16 protein-coding genes and 1 pseudogene are annotated in these 22,000 nt (G+C 33.2%); 2 read left to right on the top strand and 15 right to left on the bottom strand.

Annotated elements, in window-relative coordinates; translation table 11 throughout:
* The first annotated feature begins 141 nt into the window (after positions 1-141).
* Positions 142-1,107, top strand: a complete 966-nt coding sequence (locus QQS35_RS04160; protein WP_285930581.1) for a S8 family peptidase — start codon at positions 142-144, stop codon at positions 1,105-1,107.
* An 87-nt stretch (positions 1,108-1,194) separates the two neighbouring features.
* On the opposite strand, the gene QQS35_RS04155 is transcribed toward QQS35_RS04160, so the two are convergent.
* On the bottom strand, positions 1,195-2,172 hold the full coding sequence (locus QQS35_RS04155) for a ring-cleaving dioxygenase (protein WP_285930580.1): 978 nt from the start codon (positions 2,170-2,172) through the stop codon (positions 1,195-1,197).
* Between the two features lie 312 nt (positions 2,173-2,484).
* Between QQS35_RS04155 and QQS35_RS04150 the strand changes: the two genes are divergently transcribed.
* Complete coding sequence (locus QQS35_RS04150; protein WP_285930578.1) at positions 2,485-3,642, top strand: PstS family phosphate ABC transporter substrate-binding protein; 1,158 nt, start codon at positions 2,485-2,487, stop codon at positions 3,640-3,642.
* Between the two features lie 93 nt (positions 3,643-3,735).
* On the opposite strand, the gene QQS35_RS04145 is transcribed toward QQS35_RS04150, so the two are convergent.
* The 14 genes and pseudogenes from QQS35_RS04145 to glgB form a co-directional block, all read right to left on the bottom strand.
* On the bottom strand, positions 3,736-4,188 hold the full coding sequence (locus QQS35_RS04145) for a peptidoglycan-binding domain-containing protein (RefSeq protein ID WP_285930892.1): 453 nt from the start codon (positions 4,186-4,188) through the stop codon (positions 3,736-3,738).
* 69 nt (positions 4,189-4,257) lie between these two features.
* Positions 4,258-4,776: pseudogene (locus tag QQS35_RS04140) on the bottom strand (peptidoglycan recognition protein family protein); the annotation flags it as partial.
* A gap of 150 nt (positions 4,777-4,926) precedes the next feature.
* Positions 4,927-5,376 (bottom strand): hypothetical protein, encoded by a 450-nt coding sequence (locus QQS35_RS04135; protein ID WP_285930576.1) that lies wholly within the window; start codon positions 5,374-5,376, stop codon positions 4,927-4,929.
* 240 nt (positions 5,377-5,616) lie between these two features.
* Complete coding sequence (gene mutM / locus QQS35_RS04130; protein WP_285930575.1) at positions 5,617-6,426, bottom strand: DNA-formamidopyrimidine glycosylase; 810 nt, start codon at positions 6,424-6,426, stop codon at positions 5,617-5,619.
* A gap of 152 nt (positions 6,427-6,578) precedes the next feature.
* Positions 6,579-7,409 carry an undecaprenyl-diphosphate phosphatase gene (locus QQS35_RS04125; protein WP_285930574.1) on the bottom strand — a complete coding sequence of 277 codons (831 nt, stop codon included), beginning with the start codon at positions 7,407-7,409 and terminating at the stop codon, positions 6,579-6,581.
* Positions 7,410-7,878: 469 nt separating this feature from the next.
* Complete coding sequence (locus QQS35_RS04120; RefSeq protein WP_285930573.1) at positions 7,879-8,373, bottom strand: flavodoxin domain-containing protein; 495 nt, start codon at positions 8,371-8,373, stop codon at positions 7,879-7,881.
* Between the two features lie 319 nt (positions 8,374-8,692).
* Positions 8,693-10,456, bottom strand: a complete 1,764-nt coding sequence (locus QQS35_RS04115; protein WP_285930572.1) for a putative ABC transporter permease subunit — start codon at positions 10,454-10,456, stop codon at positions 8,693-8,695.
* Positions 10,453-11,238: an ABC transporter ATP-binding protein gene (locus QQS35_RS04110; RefSeq protein ID WP_285930570.1), complete on the bottom strand. Its 786-nt coding sequence runs from the start codon at positions 11,236-11,238 to the stop codon at positions 10,453-10,455. Before QQS35_RS04110 ends, QQS35_RS04115 begins: the two co-directional genes overlap by 4 nt.
* Positions 11,239-11,366: 128 nt before the next feature.
* Positions 11,367-13,217 (bottom strand): glycoside hydrolase family 13 protein, encoded by a 1,851-nt coding sequence (locus QQS35_RS04105; RefSeq protein ID WP_285930569.1) that lies wholly within the window; start codon positions 13,215-13,217, stop codon positions 11,367-11,369.
* Between the two features lie 38 nt (positions 13,218-13,255).
* The gene (locus QQS35_RS04100) at positions 13,256-15,664 is read right to left on the bottom strand and encodes a glycogen/starch/alpha-glucan phosphorylase (RefSeq protein WP_285930568.1); all 2,409 of its coding nucleotides are present in this window, start codon (positions 15,662-15,664) and stop codon (positions 13,256-13,258) included.
* The gene (gene glgA, locus QQS35_RS04095) at positions 15,654-17,111 is read right to left on the bottom strand and encodes a glycogen synthase GlgA (RefSeq protein WP_285930567.1); all 1,458 of its coding nucleotides are present in this window, start codon (positions 17,109-17,111) and stop codon (positions 15,654-15,656) included. Before glgA ends, QQS35_RS04100 begins: the two co-directional genes overlap by 11 nt.
* The gene (gene glgD / locus QQS35_RS04090) at positions 17,108-18,202 is read right to left on the bottom strand and encodes a glucose-1-phosphate adenylyltransferase subunit GlgD (protein ID WP_285930566.1); all 1,095 of its coding nucleotides are present in this window, start codon (positions 18,200-18,202) and stop codon (positions 17,108-17,110) included. The genes glgA and glgD overlap by 4 nt, the downstream gene beginning before the upstream one ends.
* A gap of 17 nt (positions 18,203-18,219) precedes the next feature.
* Positions 18,220-19,368 carry a glucose-1-phosphate adenylyltransferase gene (locus tag QQS35_RS04085; protein ID WP_285930565.1) on the bottom strand — a complete coding sequence of 383 codons (1,149 nt, stop codon included), beginning with the start codon at positions 19,366-19,368 and terminating at the stop codon, positions 18,220-18,222.
* Entirely contained in the window at positions 19,358-21,265 is a 1,908-nt protein-coding gene (gene glgB, locus QQS35_RS04080) for a 1,4-alpha-glucan branching protein GlgB (protein ID WP_285930563.1), read from the bottom strand. The genes QQS35_RS04085 and glgB overlap by 11 nt, the downstream gene beginning before the upstream one ends.
* Positions 21,266-22,000: the final 735 nt, after the last annotated feature.

Raw genomic sequence — 22,000 nt, 5'->3', positions numbered from 1 at the left:
TATAAACAGTTCTTAAATACCATTACTTTCACTGATATTACAAAAACTGTGACGTTTGTATCTTTCAAGATCCAATTAAGGTTGGTAACATTAAGTATAATTACTAGAGCTGACTTCATTAATTATTTAGGAGGAATAAGAATGAATCAAAAAGTTCATCTGATCCACTACACATTAATAGAACAGCAGGAAAAAGTTTCTGAGGTTCCTAAAGGTCTGACCATGATACAAGCACCGACTATTTGGGGGCAAACTAAGGGCGAGGGAATTACCATTGCTATCCTAGATACAGGATGTGACATGGAGCACCCAGACTTACAAGGTAGAATTCTTTCTGGTAAAAACTTCACGAACGATGATAATGGTAATCCTGCGTTATTTGAAGATTATAATGGCCATGGCACACATGTTGCTGGTACAATTTCTGCCACGCAAAATGAAAAAGGTGTTGTGGGAGTAGCACCAGAAGCAAGCCTAATAATCCTAAAAGTATTAGGCAAAGACGGCTCCGGACAATATGATTGGATAATCAATGCTATCAATTATGCAATTGAACAAAAAGTAGATGTTATTTCTATGTCATTAGGTGGACCAACAGATATACCAGAACTACATGAAGTGATTCAAAAAGCTGTTGTTGACCATAATATACCTGTCGTATGTGCTGCAGGAAATGAAGGGGATGGAGATCATTCTACAGATGAATTTGCCTATCCAGGTTCTTATAATGAAGTAATTAGTGTTGGAGCAGTTGACCTAGAAAGAAGATCTTCTGATTTTTCCAATACAAATAATCAACTAGATTTAGTTGCACCAGGTGAAAAAATCACTTCAACTTATTTAGATGGTACTTACGCTACCTTAAGCGGGACTTCCATGGCTGCGCCTCATGTTTCGGGAGCACTAGCTTTGATTAAAAATATATCATCGAACAACTTTGATCGAATCTTAACGGAACCAGAGTTGTATGCTCAACTTATTAAAAGAACTGTGCCACTTGGTTTCTCTCCGAAAATAGAGGGCAATGGAATGATTTATCTTACCCTCTTAGAGGAAATGGAAAATATTTTTGATAATGTTAGAATCAAAACACAAAGTATTTTTTAACAGGAATATATATATTTAAAAAAAGACTAAGATATGTAAAATCTTAGTCTTTTTTGTATAATGGAGCATGATATTAAAGAAAATAACTTATTCCTTTTTAAAGTCTATTGTACTTCGCACTGTATCAATCGGTCGTACATAGTTCTCAATTTCTTCACGTTTCGGCTCTAGAAATGGAGGTAGAGATAATTTTTCTCCGAGTGTTTCATAAGATTCATCCCCCATAAATCCAGGACCATCGGTAGCAAGCTCAAATAAAATTTGTGGTGCAACTCTTGTGTATAATGATTTGAAGAAAAATCTTTCAACAAATCCAGAAGTTTGAAAACCAAATTTCCGGTACCATTCATCCCATTGATCTAGTGTAGCCCGATCATCTACTCGAAAAGCAGCATGGTGAACCGTCCCAAAGCCTTGCTGTGCTTGAGGAAGTATTTTGTTATGTTCTACAATTACTTGTGCGCCATTTCCCCCTTCCCCTACTTCAAATAAATGAAATGACCCGTCTTTTTCGATTTCTTTAAATAGAAGAACTTTTTCCATTACTTCTTTAAAATAGTCAAATTCAGCTATTCGCACAAAAATGGGTCCTAACCCAGTGATTGCATTTTTAAGTGGTACAGGTCCATTTTGCCATGGAGTACCAGATTCAACACCAGTATTATTTTCATCAGAGATTAATTGATAATTTTGATCATCAAAATCAACAAAAGAAATTGTTTTTTTACCGAATTGCTCTTTAATCCCTTTATGTTTTACTTCAAGGCGATCAAAACGTTCTATCCAGTAGTCAAGTGCTGCATCACTAGGTACTCGAAAAGATGTCTTTGAAATTTCATTCGTACCGTGAATCCCTTTTGGAATACCTGGAAAATCAAAAAAAGTCATATCCGTGCCTGGACTACCTGTGTCATCAGCAAAAAAAAGATGATATGTTTGAATGTCATCTTGATTTACCGTTTTTTTGACTAAACGCATACCTAATACATAAGTGAAAAATTCATAGTTCTTTTCAGCACTACTAGTAATTGCTGTAACGTGGTGTATTCCTTTTAATCCATTCATTTTCACGCCTCCAATGATAGTTCATTTAATAATTTTATGATTAACTATACCTTTCCCTTTTTTAAAAAGGATAATTATTACAATAATATCTTTAATTCAAGATAAATGTATCATGGATGAAAATTATTTGTCAACAAACCTGTTTGCTATATAAATTCTAAATATAAGTTTATTTCTGCTAAATTATTAAATAGGAAAGTTTTTATAGATTATTTTGGTATATCTAGTAAAATGGTAATATATTGCATTCGTTTATTTTTGTTTCATTAATTGCTATTGTAAAAGAATATAAATCACCAATAGGAGGAACCGATGAAAAAAATCGAAGCTATATTCGCTATAATTGGAACCACAATTGCTTTTGGATTTAGTGGTTTTGTTATCATCATATTTTCTACAATAATGGGTGGGGCAGAATTTTACACACCGCTTATTATAGTAACTTTAATTGGTTTATATGTGTTTTCACTGTTGCGCATTTTCAAACAAATGAAAAAGAGAATTGCTAAAAGAACTATGCTTGTCTTCTTTTCTTGCATTGTTATATCTGTAATCTTTTATGAAAGCTATCAATATTATCTAAATAGTTTAGAAATTATGAGTTCTCAGGATTTTGATTTAGAAGAGTATCTGCCTTATAAAGAAGATACAAAAGCTGTTTATATAGAGGAAGAATCTAGTTTTACAATTGAGGAAAATCTACCATTGCTTGATGGTGCTACAGCTTTATACCCTGTTTATTCTGCTTTTGTACAAGCTGTTTATCCTGAAAAAGAATATCCACTTGATGACAGTGAGGTTGTATCGAGCCAAACGAGTAATGCATTTAATAATCTAGTTAATGGAACTGTTGATATGATATTTATGGCACATCCATCTGAGCAACAAATGAGACATGCTGAAAATAACAATGTACAGCTCGAATTAACACCCATTGGCAGGGAAGCTTTCGTATTTTTTGTTAACACAAAAAATCCGATAGAAGAACTATCGATGAAAGAGATTCAAGCTATCTATTCAGGAGAAATAAAAAATTGGAAACAGCTTGGCGGTGATGATGAAGATATTCGAGCATTTCAAAGGCCTGAGGGCAGCGGGAGTCAAACGGCATTGATTAGTGTGATGAACGACACTCCATTAATGGATCCGCCTTCAAAAGAGATTGTTTCTGGTATGGGAGGTATAATAAAAGAAACATCAAATTTTCAAAATAGAAGCAATGCGATTGGATTTTCATTTAGACACTTTTCACAGGACATGGTGAAAAACGGAAAGATAAAACATATTGCGGTTGAAGGTATAATTCCCTCAAAAAATAACATACAGAATGAGACCTATCCTATTGTTGATAATTTTTATGCTATCACTGCCAATAGTGATAACCCTCATTTAGAAAACTTTCTTATTTGGATATTGTCTGAGCAAGGGCAACAAATTATTGATGAAACAGGTTATGTACCAGTGAGATAAAGAATAAAGAAGTAACTGGTAACCTAACAGCTACTTCTTTATTTACCTAGCCCAATACATTGTTATTAATCTTATAAAACAGCTATCTTTCTTCTAACTGTCAAGTTCCATGTTCAAATATCTTCTCGTATTGGGTCCGTAAATTCCATCATTAGCTAGTGCACTATACATAGATTGAAATCTTCTAACAGCATCTTCCGTGTTTGGTCCATAAATTCCATCAATCCCTTTAGGGTCAAAATTTACATGTCTAAGGGCTCGTTGTATTTGTTTCACTTCTGGACCTTCATCCCCTTGTTGGAAAATTCCTGATGGCAATGGAAAATCATTTAAATTGCTTCCACCATTTAGTACTTGATTTAATTGCTCAAGTGTATTCGGACCGACCAGTCCATCCACTGCTAATCCATAACTTCTTTGGAAACGCATGACAGCCCTTTCCGTTTCTTCTCCAAATATACCATCAGCTCCATAATTCGGTAAAGATACACCTGCACGCATTAAGTTTTGTTGTATTTCCCTTACAAACGAACCTTCATCCCCCATTCCTATGGGTAAATCTACAGCTTCTCCTCCCACTTCTGTTCCATCACCTGCTTCACCTTGAAATTCCCTAAGATATTCCTGCTTAACATCGTTAATAAATTCATCCCACGAAATACCGTTAGGCTCCAGTGCGTTTTGAGGATCTGTTCTACGAGAAGGATCTAATGTACTATGGGCAACAATATCTGTACTTGGATCAAGTCCATATTTGTCTAGTAAATAAGCATGATACCAGACATAACGTTTATAAGCTCCCGAAAAATCAATATTGCCACCATAGGCAAGTTCTACACCAATTGCTGCATCATTTGCGTCTACACCAAAACGTCTGTTATCCTCAGGTACATTCGAGCGAACATGATAGGCTACTTCACTAAGTGGAATAATTTCTAGAATATACTGATCATCAATAAACGTATGAGCAGATGCCAATGGTTGTGTGTTTTGAAAATAATTACGATTAGCATAAGCTGTAGAACCAGGGTTACCAGTGTCATGGCTTACAATAAACTCTACATCACCAAGGTTAACACCGGGTCTGGAATTGCCAACATCTATATAATCTCTTGTAATTTCAAAATTCATAATGAACCTCCATTATTTTCTTTTATCATTCGATACCATTTATAGTATTCAAGACATACCAAAAATGCGTACAAAAAAAGCCTAAATCATATTGATTTAAGCTTTTAAATCATAGAATATCTTATTAGTTACTCTTAATCAGTGTGCATTTAATCATAAACTCACTTGACACCATATTAAATTATCTTTAATTTCTAATTTGTTAATAGTTCCATATGGAATAGATTTAATTTTTCTGATTTCATTTAAGTCTATGATAATCATTTCTTCGTATGTTATTATAGGTGGAATATTAAATATCATTTTGTTAAGCCAATCAAAATTCATTGGTTTAAATTCTAATATCTCAAAAAAGACTTTTCTATTTTTTGTGTTAATCGGTTTAAGTTTAATGTTAAATTTAATCTTTAAGCGGTTTTTTATTGCAATTCCAGATAGTTCAAGATAGCCATCATGAAAAGAAGTACTTAATTCCTCTAATTGTTTGGGCTTTTTAAGTCTTAAGACCAAATCAACCATGCTTTTTGTTACTGGAATTGAAATGTAATTGATGTCTACCGACTCTTTAGTTGGTGTCATGATTTTCCTTTCATCCGATTGCATTCCTTACTCCCCCTTTATTTTTTAACCTTAAAAATCACTTTCGAGCCTTAAAACCTTTTATAAAAAAATATAAATAACTTAAACTATAAAGTACCAAATAATATCAAAATAGTTGAGATAGTCTAGGGGAAATATAAAATGATGTTATGTTCTCACCCAAAGCAATTTTGTTAACACATTCCTTATTACATACATATGAAATGGATTGATATACATGCCATATAATATAATATTTACAAATTACTGCTGACAATTAGGACAATAGAATACTTTACGCGAAGAAACTTCTTCTTTTATAATAATTGAAGTGCATCTAGAGCAATTTTCACCTTCTTTATTATATACTTTAAAAAAGTTGTTATATCCACCAGTTTTCAAATCTCCATTAAACAATGGTTTGTCCATGTAACCACCGGAATGTATCGCTTCTTTAAGAACACTTTGAATAGATTGATAAAAATTACTCCTTGTATGCTCAGTTATATCTGACATCTTCTTTAATGGATTGATTTTAGCTTTCCAACAGATTTCATCTGCATAACGATTCCCAATACCTGCTAAAAATTTTTGATCAATTAAAGTTGTTTTTATTCTCCCTCGTTTGTTCGAGATAATTTGTTGAAAAGCATCGATTGTAAAACTACTGTCTAACGGTTCTGGTCCAAGATCTAAAAGTTCTTTTTCTAATTCATTTTGAGTAAATAAATGAAGATAGCCAAGTCTTAAACCAATGAAATAAAGGTGGTTTTCTTGAAATGACAATTGGATTTGAATGGTGCGATCAGGTTTCTCGTTCGATAAACCGTAAAACATCCATCCACCAAGCATTAAGTGGAGTAATAATATTTCACCACTTTCCAGATAAAAAAGTAAATGTTTAGCTCTTCTTTTAATATCAATAATCTGCTTTCCCTTCACCATATTAACAAATGAGTCAACAGAGTTATTGATTGACTTGTTGCGATTAATTACTACGTTCGATATTATTTTGTTTTTTATCTTATTATTTAACAAGTGCTTATAATTTTCCATTTCTGGTAATTCAGGCATATAATGTCTTACCTCCGTATAGCTAGTTTAATCATTATTCTACCCAAACCTGAAACATTTTAAGATACATAAAAGGTCATAGCAGTTATGCTATGACCTTTAACCTATACATATACTTTTAGGATTACCTGTTATTAGTAAGTCCATCAAAATCAAAAATAAACGATATAAATGACAGCTACTAGGACAATTCGATAGATTGCAAAAGGTACCAACTTAATTTTGTTAATTAATTTTAGAAAAAATTGAATAGATAATAAAGCAAATAGAAAAGCACTAACAAAACCTACGATAAAAAATGGCAACATTTCGAAAGAGAAATATTCCAAGTTCTTTACTAGTGACAAGAAACTAGCTCCTAACATGATTGGAACAGCCATAATGAAAGTGAAATCGGCAGCAGCTCGATGACTCAAGCCCAACATAACTCCGCCCGAAATGGTGGATCCAGATCTTGAAAAACCCGGCCAAAGTGAAAAACATTGAATTAGTCCGACAATAAATGCTTGTTTATAAGTGATTTGATCGACTGTTTCTATAGTTATAGCTTTTCTTTTTTTACTAATTACATCCGCAATAATCATCAGTACTGCTCCAGCTAACAGCCCAGTAAGAACTGAATGAATAGAAAATAAATATTCATCAATATAGTCTTCAAATAATAGGCCTAAAACTCCAGCTGGAATTAGTCCAACTATTACTTGCGACAATTTTAGTCTAGTTTGATTTTCATTAGTAGTAGTTGTTTTTATTTTTAACATCTCAATAAAACGATTTCTAAAGATAATTACAACTGCTAAAATGGATCCGAGTTGAATGACTACTTTAAATGTGTTCGCCACGTACTTAGTAAGAAACACCTCAGATTGGAGCCACATATCATCAACAATAATCATATGCCCAGTTGATGACACTGGTGCAAATTCTGTCAACCCTTCTACCATTCCCAAGATGACCGCTTTCAAAAGTAATATAAATTCCATGTCTGTTTCTCCTAGTCACAATTTTTCCTAATGTTGATATTCTAGTATTTGGTAAGATTAATAATAATTGAAATAAAGATATATTACTACTATTTTATTATTTATTTCTCAATCAATTCAATAAAACAAAAGATTTTCAGCAATTTAATATAGTTAGCTAATGTTATTTCTTTTTTGGATTCACCAATAATAATTAAGCGTTGAAGAGATAATCTAAGTGTATTTCTTTCCTTAATAAAATCACTTCCTTTTGTTATAGTATATTAAAAATTGCTTGCTTTTTTAATATTCAAACGAAGAATAGTTCAAAAAGAAAAGTCAGTATCCTTTTGAACTTAAAGAGCTTATTAGTTAATCTATTATTCTATATATATTATTGTGTAGTTTTAATAAACATGGTTAATAGCGGATTTATTTATTGAAGAAACAATTGAAAATAAAAAACTTCCTTATAAGGAAGTTTTTTATTCTATTTAGTCACTTCTGATAATTCATTAAACGCATCAACGAATTGGTATATTCTCTTCTTATTATAAGTTGATACATCTTCTAGTTTTCCATTTACCATTTTTATAATTCTTTTTTCCATAAAACTCATATCACTTACAGTTAGCTCTCCGCCAAAAAATCCATTTGCTATGGCTTTTCTTCGCAACTCAATTGGGAATCCGTTGTTAAATTGTTCTATAGCAGCCTCACCATCTTGTATACAACATATAAATAACCCTAATTGTTTTGTCATTAATTGATTTGAAAAATAGCTTATAAAATTTCTAATTTGCTTTTGTATTTTGCCCATATAAATAGAACCACCGATTATGATTGCATCGTATTCATTTACATCTACATCACTGTTTTTCTTTAAGTCTACTAATGTTATATTACCTTTTAAAAGATAGCTAAGCTGTTTAGCAGCTTTTTCTGTTGTTCCGTGAGAAGTACAATAGATGATTAATAGTTTCAAATTTATACCCTCCTATTCGACTAATATACATATTTTACTATAATTTTATTATCTAGGAGAGGGTTTGTATTGTAAATGGACTTCTATGAACAATTAATGAACTTTTAATTGGATGCACCCGTAGCACTTTTAAGCAGACTAGAGTTAAAAGAAGCTATTTGCACGGCACACTTGTATCTCGTTTGAAGGGTTCAAAGTAGTTCAATTAATGGTATTTGAGATAGGTGAAGATGAATTAGTTCTCCACTTTGTTATGACCATTTCCTCGTGCTCCAAAAAAATAGAAGGCAATAGTTCCTGCCTTCTATTTTTTCGATAATTATTTATTAAACACCCCAGTTTTTTTATTGAAGAGTGATTTGGAATTTGTATCTCTAACAATCTCTATTTCTATTCCTTTATCAATTTTTCTAGCGCTAGCCAAGGTAAAAATATAGGATACACCTAATGAAATGAACAACATAATTACTATACCTATCGCCCCAACCAATAACGGTTGTTCCGCTTTCCAAGTTAGTACAGTAAAAATAATGTTCGCTACAAAACCGATAAATCCAGTAGCTTCGTTACCGACTTCTTGTATAAAATCAATGGTAGTAACAGGTATCATTAATAATATATAAGGAATTAACGCTAATATTAGATAAATATAAGAGGAAATCAACAAAATAATAGATATGCTAAATCTCAGTCTGTTTTGTGGGTTGGCTGGATTATATTTTGCTCCAATTGTTCCTAACCATAATCCAATGCCACTAATACCAACTGTAATAACGCCTTTTAAAGCTATCCCACTAACAAATTGGATTAAACTCCAACCTAGTAATGTACCAATTATTATTTCGATAACTGTTAAAATTACAAATGGAATTAACCAGCTAATCCATAGTTTTCCAAATGAAATATCTTTCCCTGATAATGGTAATACTTGTAATATCCAATATGATCTTGCTTCTCTTGCTATTGCAGTACTTGCTATTTGACCATTAAACATGGCATAAATAAACAAAAATATCCCTTGTGCAATCGGCCAGGTTATTTCATTCGGTCCTTGTATGTCACTAATATTTGCCCCACCAGACAAAAATCCAATAAAACCAAATACAAAAAAGAAAATAATTGGCATGAAAACCAGCCATTCTCGGATATCACGTTTAATTGAATACCATTCCTTTTTTCCAATTGCAATAATGGGATGATGGATGAATACCTTTGATTTATCAAGATTAGATTTTTTCTTTTTCTTTTTCCCACCACTCTCACTTAATCGAATCCACCCTGTTCTAAATCCTTTGTCCACAAGAATTAACGATACTAATATAAATAAACTAGCCAATAGGAGAATCATTACTAACGGCACAATCAAATCGATTGAACCATCCTTTGCTGCTAAGATTGCATTACTTCCCCATGTAACTGGTACCCACTTAGGAAATAAAGGTAATCCGGCTAAAAGCCTTTCAGTTAAAGGTAACTCACTTGTTAAATTTGGAATCATAAACATTAAATATACTAGAATTCCTGATAATACACTCATTACGGTCATAAACTCATTCGCTCTACTTGCAGGAACAACCTGAACAAGGATTAAATTGAATAAGTATGCTAAGGACTGGCCAATAACGGTAATGGAGGTTAAAACTAGAAAAACAACTGGATAATACAATAAATTTGCTTCGATTATTATTCCGTATAAATAAATTGGAACAATGAATAATAGAAAGACCATCAACGGTGTACCAATAAAACTTTGTAAGTATTTTATCCAAAAAATATTTTTAGTTGGAATTGGCATCGTAAATAATAAATTCAAGTCTGTCGCAGCAAATAAATGTTTAAATATTTGCGGTAATCCTAATAAGATAATGAAACCAATTACCATCAAAAAGCCATAGGATAATAATCCAGACATAACATTTTCAGATATGGATTCCCCAATTTCCAAGACACCTTTTGAAACAAAATATAATAGTACAGTAATTACTCCAAGCATTACTAAATAACTAATATAGTTTTTCTTTGGTTGTGAACGAACCGTATTTACGAGTATTTTCCACTGATTGTGTAAAAGCACTTTCATCATTTGGTGTCACCGTTACTAGAAATCTCACTAATTAAGGCTTTCTGTTCTTCTCCACCGGTTAATTCGAGAAATATATCTTCTAAGCTTTGATCGGCTTTTTGACTTTGACTTTTTAATTCTTCCATGGAACCAAGTGCAATAATATTTCCGTCGAGGATGATTCCAACTCTATCGCACATTTGTTCCGCAATCTCGAGAATATGTGTAGATACAAATGCCGTCATGCCATTGTCACAAAGATTTCGTAATAGATTTTTTAAGTTTCGCGCACTTTTAGGATCGAGACCAACTGTAGGTTCATCAAGAAACAACACATCCGGCTCATGGACAAGTGCTCCACATATAGCAATTTTTTGTTTCATTCCATGCGAATAGCTCTCAATTAGATCATGAGCTTGTTCCGTAAGATTAAAAATATCCAATAATTCTTTTGCTTTTGTTTGGAATTTTTCATTTGGCACCCGAAAAACGGAAGCGATAAATTCAAGATAATCCCATCCTGTTAATTTCGGATATAGGTTAGGTTGATCCGGGACATAAGCAATTTTCTTTTTAGCTTCGATAGGATGTTTCCAAATATCAATACCATAAATAAGAGCTTCCCCATTTGTTGGTTCTAATAATCCTGTTAGCATTTTTATCGTAGTTGTTTTTCCAGCACCATTTGGACCAAGAAAACCAAAAAGTTCGCCTCTTTCTACTTCAACATTCAAGTTATTAACTGCAACATGCTTTCTGTATGACTTCGCTAAATTATGTAATTTAATAGATGTACTATTCATCATTTTCCTCCTATTCCATTAATTTACTATTTTAATTATAACAAATTATCTGGTTTGATTTTCAATATCACAGAAAAAGATCCGAAATATTTATTCGGATCTTTTTCTTCAATTTAACAAGAAATAATCTAACTTATTAACACTAACACTTCATTTGCTCGAATCGTTATCGCAACATCTCCATTAATTGATTTGTATTTACAACCAGTTAATACATTGACAAGACTTTCACTGTTTTCTGATAACCTAATGCGTTGATTGTCACTACTGTTGCTTATCAACACTGTCGCTATTTGTGTTTCCGTTGTTCTCTTAAAGCCATACACATGTTTTCCGTGATTAAAAGAATTCCAGTCTCCTATTTGAAATACATCATATTTCTTCTGAATACTTATTATTTTTTTATACCAATCAAGCAATTGATCATTTTCTTTTCCCCAAGGGTATGTGCGTCGATTTAAAGGCTCTTCTATACCAACTACTCCTGCTTCATCCCCATAATAGATACAAGGAACACCTGGAAAAAGTAGTTGCCAAACGGAAAGTGCTTTTAAGCGGTTGATTCCATTTTCATTTTTTGTACCTTCTTCACTAACATTAGTTAAGATTGATAAGATTCTAGGTGTATCGTGTGTTCCAATTAAATTCATCAAACTAAAAAAGTGCGCTTTTGGATAGTTTTCGTTCATACTAACTAAGCGTACGTGAACATCACTGGCTGAGATTTCACCTAAAAGAAATGCAATTGCGATATCTCTAAATACGTAATTCGTAACTGAATCCAATTCTTGACCTAGTAAGTATTCTCTCCGTTCATCATAACTAATTTTATTTGATGCATCTTCCCATACTTCTCCAATCAAAATGGCATCTGGATCTTTCTTCCTTAATTGTTTTTTTAATTTTTTGATGAACTCATCTGGTAACTCATCAGCTACATCTAACCGCCATCCTTTTACACCTAAACGATGCCAATAATTTATTATACTATCTTCATTTTCAATAAAAAAATCTATAAAAGTGGCATCCATTTCATTTACGTTTGGCAGCGTGTCGATTCCCCACCAACAATCGTACTCATCAGGATGTTGAGAAAAACGATACCATGAATAAAAGGGAGAATCAGTAGATTGATAAGCTCCCAAGGTTGGATAGTTTCCATCTTTATTAAAGTATTTGCTATCGCTCCCGGTATGACTAAATACTCCATCCAGTATAATCCAGATATTATATTTTTTAGCTTCATGAAATAAACACTCGAATGTTTTCGTTGTACCAAACATTTCATCAATTTGATGATAATCTCCTGTATCATATTTATGATTGCTGGGAGCTTCAAAGATTGGATTTAGATAAATGATGTCTATACCCAGCTTTGATAAATAAGGAAGTTTCTTGATTATTCCTAATAAATTTCCACCAAAGAAATCCCACGTTAAAATCTCTCCGTTTTCTCCTCGTATATATACAGGGTCATTATCCCAATGTGAGTGTAATACACTATTTTTTTTTGGATGAACGATCGTTCCATTGTTGTTTCCATTATAAAAACGATCAACAAAGATTTGATAAATGACTTTTCCTTGTAACCAGGCTGGAGGAGCGTATTCTTGGTTATATACTGTAATTTGGTAAGGAGTTGGATGATTGTTTTCCTCGCCTTCTCCTCCATAACATTGTTTATTATTTCCATAACAAGTCGTCATTCCGTCATGTTCTATCATAAAATAATACCATACTAATCCAACATAATCTGGTGCTTGATATCTGGCGGCAAACCTCGTTATATCTTGATTTAGTTCAACAACTTCCATTGTAATTCGATCGCAAACCTCTAAACCTTCTTTCCTCCAACAAAAATAAGCTTGATCTATATTGTCTAAAGAAGAATCCAAATGGATGGTTATTACCGTATTTGTTATAACTGCTCCGAACGGATTTCTATAACTTAAGTCATGAGAGTTGTGAAATATTGACATAAAAAGCCACCTCGTTAACTATCTGTAATAAAAACAACTTAGATGTTCCAAATATCTTTCGAGTATTCCTGTATCGTACGATCACTTGAAAATTCACCCGAGTTTGCGATATTTAATATCGACTTTGATAACCACTCTTGTTGATTGGAATATGCAAATGAGATTTTATTTTGTGCTTTAACATAAGAAGCGAAATCTTTTAAGACAAAGTATTCATCATTATGAAGCAAGCTATAATAAATCGATTTAAAATCTGCATCTTCTCTACCTAAAGGACCACTAATTAATTGTTCGAGTATAAACTTTAACCTTGGATCTTGATTGTAAATCTCTCTAACGTCATAATCCCCACGTTTATAAAAACCAAGTACTTCTTCAGGCTTTAATCCAAATAAAAACATGTTTTCAAGTCCAACCGCTTCACCCATTTCAATATTTGCACCGTCCATCGTACCAATTGTCATGGCTCCGTTCATCATAAACTTCATATTCCCTGTTCCTGATGCTTCCTTACTTGCAGTTGAAATTTGTTCACTTACATCGGTAGCAGGAATTATTCGTTCTGCATCAGAGACACCATAGTTTTTTATAAAAACAATTTTTATTTTGTTCTTAATTGTTTTATCTTGATTTATAACTTTTGCAAGAGCGTTAATTAACTTAACAACATTTTTTGCTAGATAATAACTGGGCGCAGCTTTACCCCCGAAAATAAATGTTCTGGGAGTTAGGCCTAAATTTGGGTTTTCTTTTAACCTTCGATAGAGATCAATAATGTGAAATAAATTTAATAATTGACGCTTATATGCGTGCATGCGTTTAATATGAACGTCGAATATCGAGGATGGGTCAATAACTAAACCTTCTTGCTTGTAAATCCAGTTTGCTAAATCTTTTTTATTTCGGTTTTTAACATTTTGAAGCTCTTGTTGAAATGCTTGATCATTCGAATATTTTTTTAATTCTTGTAATTCTTTAGGATTTTCTATCCAGGTGCGTCCAATCGCATCATTAATGATGTCTGCCAAGCCTGGATTTGCTACCAATAGCCACCTTCTATGAGAGATACCGTTTGTTTTATTATTGAATTTATTTGGCATTAACTTTTTATAATCTTTCATTAATTGGTTTTTCAAAATATGACTATGTAGCTTTGAAACTCCATTAACACTGTGGCTTCCAATTACTGCTAAGTTTGCCATTTTTACTTGATCATCAGATAAGATAGCCAATTTCGCTATTTTATCCCAATCACCAGGGTACGTATCCCACAACTTTGTGCAAAACCGTTCATTTATCTCTTCTATTATCATAAAAATTCGAGGAAGAAGTGATTGGAATAAGTTTATCGGCCATGTTTCTAAAGCTTCTGATAAAATCGTGTGGTTAGTATAAGAAATGGTTTTTGTAGTAATCGCCCAAGCCTGCTCCCACCCTAATCCTTCGTTATCAATTAAAAGACGCATAAGTTCCGGAATAGCTAGAACAGGATGCGTATCATTCGTATGAATTGCAATTTTATCTGGCAAATCGATTAAATTATCATTAATTCGTTTAAATCTTTCTAATATACTTTGTAAGCTAGCTGATACGAGAAAGTATTGTTGCTTTAACCGAAGAACTTTACCTTCTTCAGTGGAATCATCAGGATATAAAAATTCTTCAATTGCTTCGGTTCTTCTTTTATATTCAATGACCTTGTAGTAGCTTTGACCAGATAAATCAGCAGGATCTACGTGTTTCATTTTCGATTCTGCACCCCAAAGTCTTAAGGTATTAACTGTATCATTCTTATAACCTACCATTGGCATATCATAAGGTACTGCTAATACTGGTTCGTAATCAATATGCTCAAAAGTTAATTCGCGGTTTTGTGTGTTTGTAATCACTTTACCTCCGAATCTTACTTCGAAAGCTTTGTCTGACTTCCGAACTTCCCAAACATTTCCTTCTTTTAACCAGTAGTCTGGCACTTCAACTTGATAGCCATCAATGATTTTTTGTTCGAACAAGCCATATTTATAGCGAATCCCACAACCATGTCCAGGTAAATTTAATGAAGCAAACGAGTCCATAAAATCAGCAGCAAGTCTCCCTAGACCTCCGTTACCTAACCCAGCGTCTGGTTCCTCTTCCATAAGTACTTCTATGTCAATACCAAGTTCTTTTAGACCATCTTTACTAATCTGATAAATATCAAGATTATATAAGTAATTTTTTAATAACTTTCCTAATAAAAATTCCATCGATAAATAGTACACTTGTTTGGTTTTAGCGTTTTTGTACACATCATTTGTCTTCACCCAATTGGAACTTGCATATTCACGAACCATCGTTCCAAGTGTGTAGTATTGATCAGCAATTGTTGTCGCTCCAACATCTTTACCATGAATCGAAACCAGACGATCCATAAAAGCTATTTTAAAAGATTCCTTGTTAGAAAACATCTACGTCACCATCCTCTGTTTTAAGTAGTTGGTATAGTTCATCATATTTTACTGCAGACTGTTTCCAACTAAAATCTTGCATTCTACCATTATTTATAATTTCATTCCATTTCTGTTTATTCTTATAAAAATATATTGCTCTTCTAATGGTGTACAACATGTCATCTGCATTATAATTAGTAAAACTAAATCCATTCCCTTCTCCACTAAATTCATTATAAGAATGGATTGTGTCTTTTAATCCTCCGGTTTCTCTTACAATTGGTACTGTTCCGTATCGTAATGCAATTAATTGGCTTAATCCACATGGCTCAAATAAAGAAGGCATTAACAAACAATCCGCACCCGCATAAACTTTTCTTGATAACCCTTCATCAAATAAATTTTTAAATACAAACTTATGAGGATATTTATTTGCAATCTCTGTAAGCTTGTTAGCGTATGGTTGCTCACCAGTTCCTAAGATAATCATTTGAATATCGTCTTCTTCCATTATTTGTTCAACCACATGTATTACTAAATCTAATCCTTTTTGTTCAACTAATCTCGTGACCATGGCTAAAATAGGCATATCCTCAACCCCTAATCCTAGTCGTTCTTGAAGGGCTTTTTTATTAAGTAATTTACCTTGATTATCTCGATAGCAAAAATCAAGCGAACTATCTTTTTCTGGATTGTATATCGTGTTACTAATTCCATTCATAATTCCATGTAAACTATCACACCTTTTTCGGAGCAGTCCATCTAATCCTTCACCAAAAAAAGCATACTGAATTTCTTCAGCATAAGTTTGACTCACTGTTGTAATCAAATCTGCATTATTAATGGCACCTTTCATTAGATTTATATGTCCATAATATTCTAATCCATTTTGATAAAACTCGTTGCTGCTAATTTCAATAATGTCTCCTAGTAAATCTCTTGAAAATTGTCCTTGATATTTAAGATTATGGATAGTAAAAATAGTCTTTATCGCTTGGTAGTAAGCATTCTGTTTGTAGTGGGTTTGAAGGAATATTGGAATGATAGATGTTTGCCAATCATGTAAGTGAAGAATATCTGGCTTTGCTAGTAAGTGTGGAAGCATCTCTAATACAGCTTTTGAGAAAAACACATATCGTTCTGCTTCATCTGGATCATCAGAATATCCGTAAATATTATCCCTTCCAAAATAGAATTCATTGTCAATAAAATAGTAATTAATCCCATCATGTCTAAGAGCCTCTACGCCACAATACTGTTTTCTCCACCCCAGTGTTATTTCACCCCGATAGACGGTTTTCATAGCTCGTTTATATTGTTCAGGTATGGTCTTATGTTTTGGGAGGAAAACTTGTATTCGATTGCCTTCATCTGCTAGTGCATGCGGCAGCGAACCAATAACATCGGCTAAACCACCAGTTTTGACGAACGGCACCCCTTCAGATGCAATAAATACAATATTCATATAACAAAAGTCCCTATCGTTTTTTTCTTTGGAACCACTCTTGGCTTCTTTTCCGTACCTAAAAACCTATCGTTAGGTAATACATTAACTTCTTTATCCAATATCATTCGATCCAGTTGAGCGTATTCACCTATCATACACTTTTGCATCACAATGCTATTTTTGATTACTGCCCCTTTGTTCACATGAACACCTCTAAACAAGATGCTATTTTCCACATGTCCTTCCACGATACAACCATTGGCAATTAATGAGTTTTTAATACTAGATGTATTATGAAATGTTGTCGGTGGTTCATCTTTTAATTTTGTATAAATTTCATTATTATCTTTAAATAATTGTTTGAATTTAGTTGGATCTAATAAATCTATACTGCTATCATAATATCGTTTAATTGTATTAATTTTAGTTACATATCCTTCATATTTAAAACCCTTTACCTTTATATTCTTATTCATGTTATGTCGTATGACATCTTGTATATAACGGTATTTGAAAGCATGCGTACTGATTAAATCAATTAACTTTGACTTGCTAATCATATAAATATCAAGTGAACCCATATTGGATTGTTTTCGATCAATATCCATAATATTTTGAAAATCATCCATTTCTATATTTGTGAAAAGTGTATCATTATGTTCTTTTGCAGTGCACATTACTGTCACATCTGCATCAGATTTAACGTGTTGGTTGTATAACGGTCGAAAGTCAATATTTGTAACCAAGTTGGACAAACAAATGAGTACATATTCTTGACTACTTTTCTCTAGATAGTCTATTGCTGATTGAAGTGCTTTAAGATTAGACGACTCTTTAAAATGGTTTGTTGAAAATGTAAACAAGCCATCTTGTTTGCGATCAAGATCCCAATCTTTACCGTCACCTAAATGGTCTAGAAGTGAACGGTTATTTAATGTTGTGAACACAGCTATATTCTGTATGTTAGAATTCACCATACTAGAAAGCATAAAATCTATCATTCTATACCTACTTGCAAATGGTACACTGGCAGTACAGCGGTGTTTTGTTAAAGGATGTAAACCTTGTGTTTTTTCATCTACATGTAAGATACCGAGTACATTGTTCATATATTTAACTCACTCCCTTAGTTAGCAGAACTATTATAGGCTTGTTCTGGATTGGTAGATTGGTCAATTAGTTGGATGGGCCCTTCTTTGTTGCCAATAGTTACACCATCGGGGATAATCATTCCTTCACCGATAATACACCTTCTTATGGTTGTATTTTTCCCTATTTTGGTATGCGGCATAACAATGGCATCTTCTACTAAACTCCCACTATTAACTTGAACATCGTAAAATAAAATTGAATGGTTAATTTCACCCATAACTGTGGAACCTTCACCGACCATAGAATTTCTTACTATTGCATCTGAACCAATATATTGAGGAGGCATGTTAGGTTCAACAGAACGAATCCGCCAATTACACTCATGAAGATTCAACCCAACATCATCTAATAAGTCTAGATTCGCTTGCCATAGACTATCAATCGTACCTACGTCTTTCCAGTAGCCCTCAAAAGGATAAGCTTGGAGTGAACAATGATCTTTTAACATGGCTGGTATAATATCTTTGCCAAAATCATTACTTAAGGTTTTCTTTTCATTATCAAGAAGGTACCGTTTTAACGTGTGCCAATTAAATATATACACTCCCATAGAAGCAAGGTTACTCTTAGGATTGGTAGGTTTTTCTTCAAATTCTTGTATCTTCAGATTTTCATCCGTGTTCATAATCCCAAACCGACTCGTTTCCTCCCATGGAACCGGAGTTACAGATATGGTAACATCCGCATTGTTTTTTTTATGTGAATCCAACATTTTTGTATAATCCATTTTGTATATGTGATCACCAGAAATAATTAATACGTATTCAGGATCATATTGTTCAATAAATGTAATATTTTCATATATCGCATTAGCTGTTCCCTTATACCAGCGACCACCTTCCTTTTGTACGAACGGTGGCAATATTTTTAACCCTCCACGCTTTCTATTTAAATCCCAAGGAGTACCAACACCTAAATAGGAATGAAGGATTAGTGGCTGATACTGTGTTAGAACTCCAACAGTATCAATTCCAGAATTGCTGCAATTACTCAAAGTAAAATCGATAATACGATACTTGCCACCGAAAGGTACAGCTGGTTTAGCAATCCATTTTGTTAAGTTCCCTAAACGACTTCCTTCCCCACCAGCTAATAACATCGCGACCATTTCTTTACGATTCATTACGCCCCCCCTTTGTTAACTGTTCTTTCTCTTTCAAAATTACCATAGCTAATGGTGGAACATTGATTTCTACATGATAAGGTTGGTTATGCCAAGAATGATTACTAGCAAAAACAATATCGTTTCCTATTCCCGACCCGCCGAATTGGCGATTATCGCTGTTTATTATTTCTCTATAAGAAGAATATTGCGGTACACCGATTCGGTAATTAGAATAAGTCATCGGTGTAAAATTACAAACAATGACTACATGTTCTTCTTCATTCTTTCTTAGAAAGGTGATAATACTTTGATCATGATTACTAGGATCTATCCAGGAAAATCCATTTGAACTTGAATCCAATTCCCATAAGCTAGGTTCTTGTTTATAAAGCAAATTTAGTTGCTTTACATAGTTTGAAAGGTTTTTATGCATATCAAAATCTAATAGATTCCAATCAAGTTGTTCCTCATCTTTCCACTCATCAAATTGAGCGAGCTCAGCCCCCATGAATAGTGTTTTTTTCCCAGGATGTGTGTACATGTACCCAAACAACACTCGTAAGTTGGCAAACTTTTGCCAATAATCACCAGGCATCTTGTTGAGTAAAGATTTTTTACCGTGAACAACTTCATCATGTGATAGAGCTAATATAAAATTTTCACTAAATGCGTAAAAAAAGGAAAATGTTAATAAATGGTGATGGTATTTTCGGTGAATTGGATCGATTTCCATGTATTTCAAAACATCATTCATCCAACCCATATTCCATTTCAAATTAAAACCGAGTCCATTTAAATAAGTAGGAGCAGTTACTTGTGGCCATGCTGTAGATTCTTCTGCAATCATTAATACTTCTGGGTGATGTTCGAACATCACTTCATTTAATTTTTTCAAGAAATGGATAGCATCTAAATTTTCTCTTCCTCCATATTTATTAGGAGTCCAAGTGCCTTCCTCTTTACCAAAATCAAGATAGAGAATACTTGAAACTGCATCAACTCTTAGACCATCAATATGAAATTCATCTAACCAGTACATTGCATTGGATATGAGAAAACTAGTTACTTCATTGCTTCCTAAATCAAAGCAAAGTGAGCCCCATTCTGATTCGGATCGATTAGGATCATCATATTCATATAGGCTCGTTCCATCAAATTGTCTTAACCCATGGGCATCTTTGGCAAAGTGAGCTGGAATCCAATCTAACAATACACCTATCCCTTTTTGATGACACTGTTCGACAAAGTACTTAAAGTCCTCGGGTTCTCCATAACGACTTGTCACAGCATATAAACCAGTAATTTGGTAACCCCATGATCTGTCATATGGATGTTCCATTATTGGTAATATTTCAATATGTGTAAAGCCTAAATTAAGCACATAATCAATTAATTCATCCGCTAATTCTCGATAAGTAAAAAATTCCCCATCCTTTTTCTTCCATGAACCAAAGTGCATCTCATAAATGTTAATTGGTTGATTTAAACTATTTTTATTTTGCTTTGATACGTACCATTCGTCGTCATTCCATTGAAATTTTTTCATAGAATAGACAATAGAAGCGGTATTAGGTCTAAGTTCTGCATAGCGAGCGTATGGATCTGCTTTTAAAAATGAGGTCCCATTTTTTTTAAACAATTTATATTTGTAAACTTCTCCTACGGTTAAATTTGGAATGAACAATGACCAAATCCCATTTGTAGAAAACTTATTCATTTTATGTTCATTGCCATTCCAATTATTGAAATTTCCCACCACCTGAACATCGTTTGCATTGGGAGCCCAAACAACAAATCGAACTCCATCTACATGATTTTCTTTAACTAGATGGGAACCAAGTATGTTATAACTAAAAAAATGATTACCTTCATGAAATAAATACAAATCATAGTCGCTTATAACCGCACGGGTCATGAATCACTTTCCTTTCTAAATAGGGTTAAAATTCAGATGTAGTCCTTTTCCTTTCTCACTCGTTGAGTCTGCTAAGCTTAGACATTACAATGTAATACAAAATCTGAGGGAAATTATTTACCGTGTATGTTGGGTAAAGTTTGCTCATTTTTAAGAGTATATGCAGTAAGGTATAAGATATTGTTATATTGATGGAAAAAACTAGTTTTTTATTAATAGACTAATTATAAAAATACTCTTTCTACAAATTTTGTTCCATTTAAAATTTCGTAGTTGATACAAAGTTTTCCCTAACTCTAACGCGATATATTTTCTTTTCAAGATGACATATAGCAGGCACTGAAGAAAATTAAATACCCTTTCCAACGGGCTTTCGCTGAGTCTCCTCGATCGCAAAGAACGCTTCCTTGAAAAAGAAAAAGAACGACGTTTTTTCATCGTGCGATGCGTATTCAAGTAGCTTTCCTTGTCATATGGGAACAGCGAATGTCTTAGGGTGGGGCGAGTAATCCGGAAGAAGCGCTCTTTGCTTCTGATGAGGCTGAGGCCGTGCCCATGGAAAGCGGAGTATTCTGCCGGAACGAAGTATTACCACTCAATCACCATTGCAACAGAAAAGAATTTTACAAACGTAAAGAATACTTAGTGCAAACTTTATAGATATTTAGTCATAAATATCTTTTAACTGAGTCAATTTCATAATTACCTTATTCAGTCATCTGAGACAATATATAA

Source organism: Aquibacillus rhizosphaerae, assembly GCF_030282825.1.
Taxonomy (GTDB): domain Bacteria; phylum Bacillota; class Bacilli; order Bacillales; family Amphibacillaceae; genus Aquibacillus_C; species Aquibacillus_C rhizosphaerae.
Note: the sequence above shows the minus strand (reverse complement) of the source record. Positions and strands in the feature narration are given on the sequence as shown.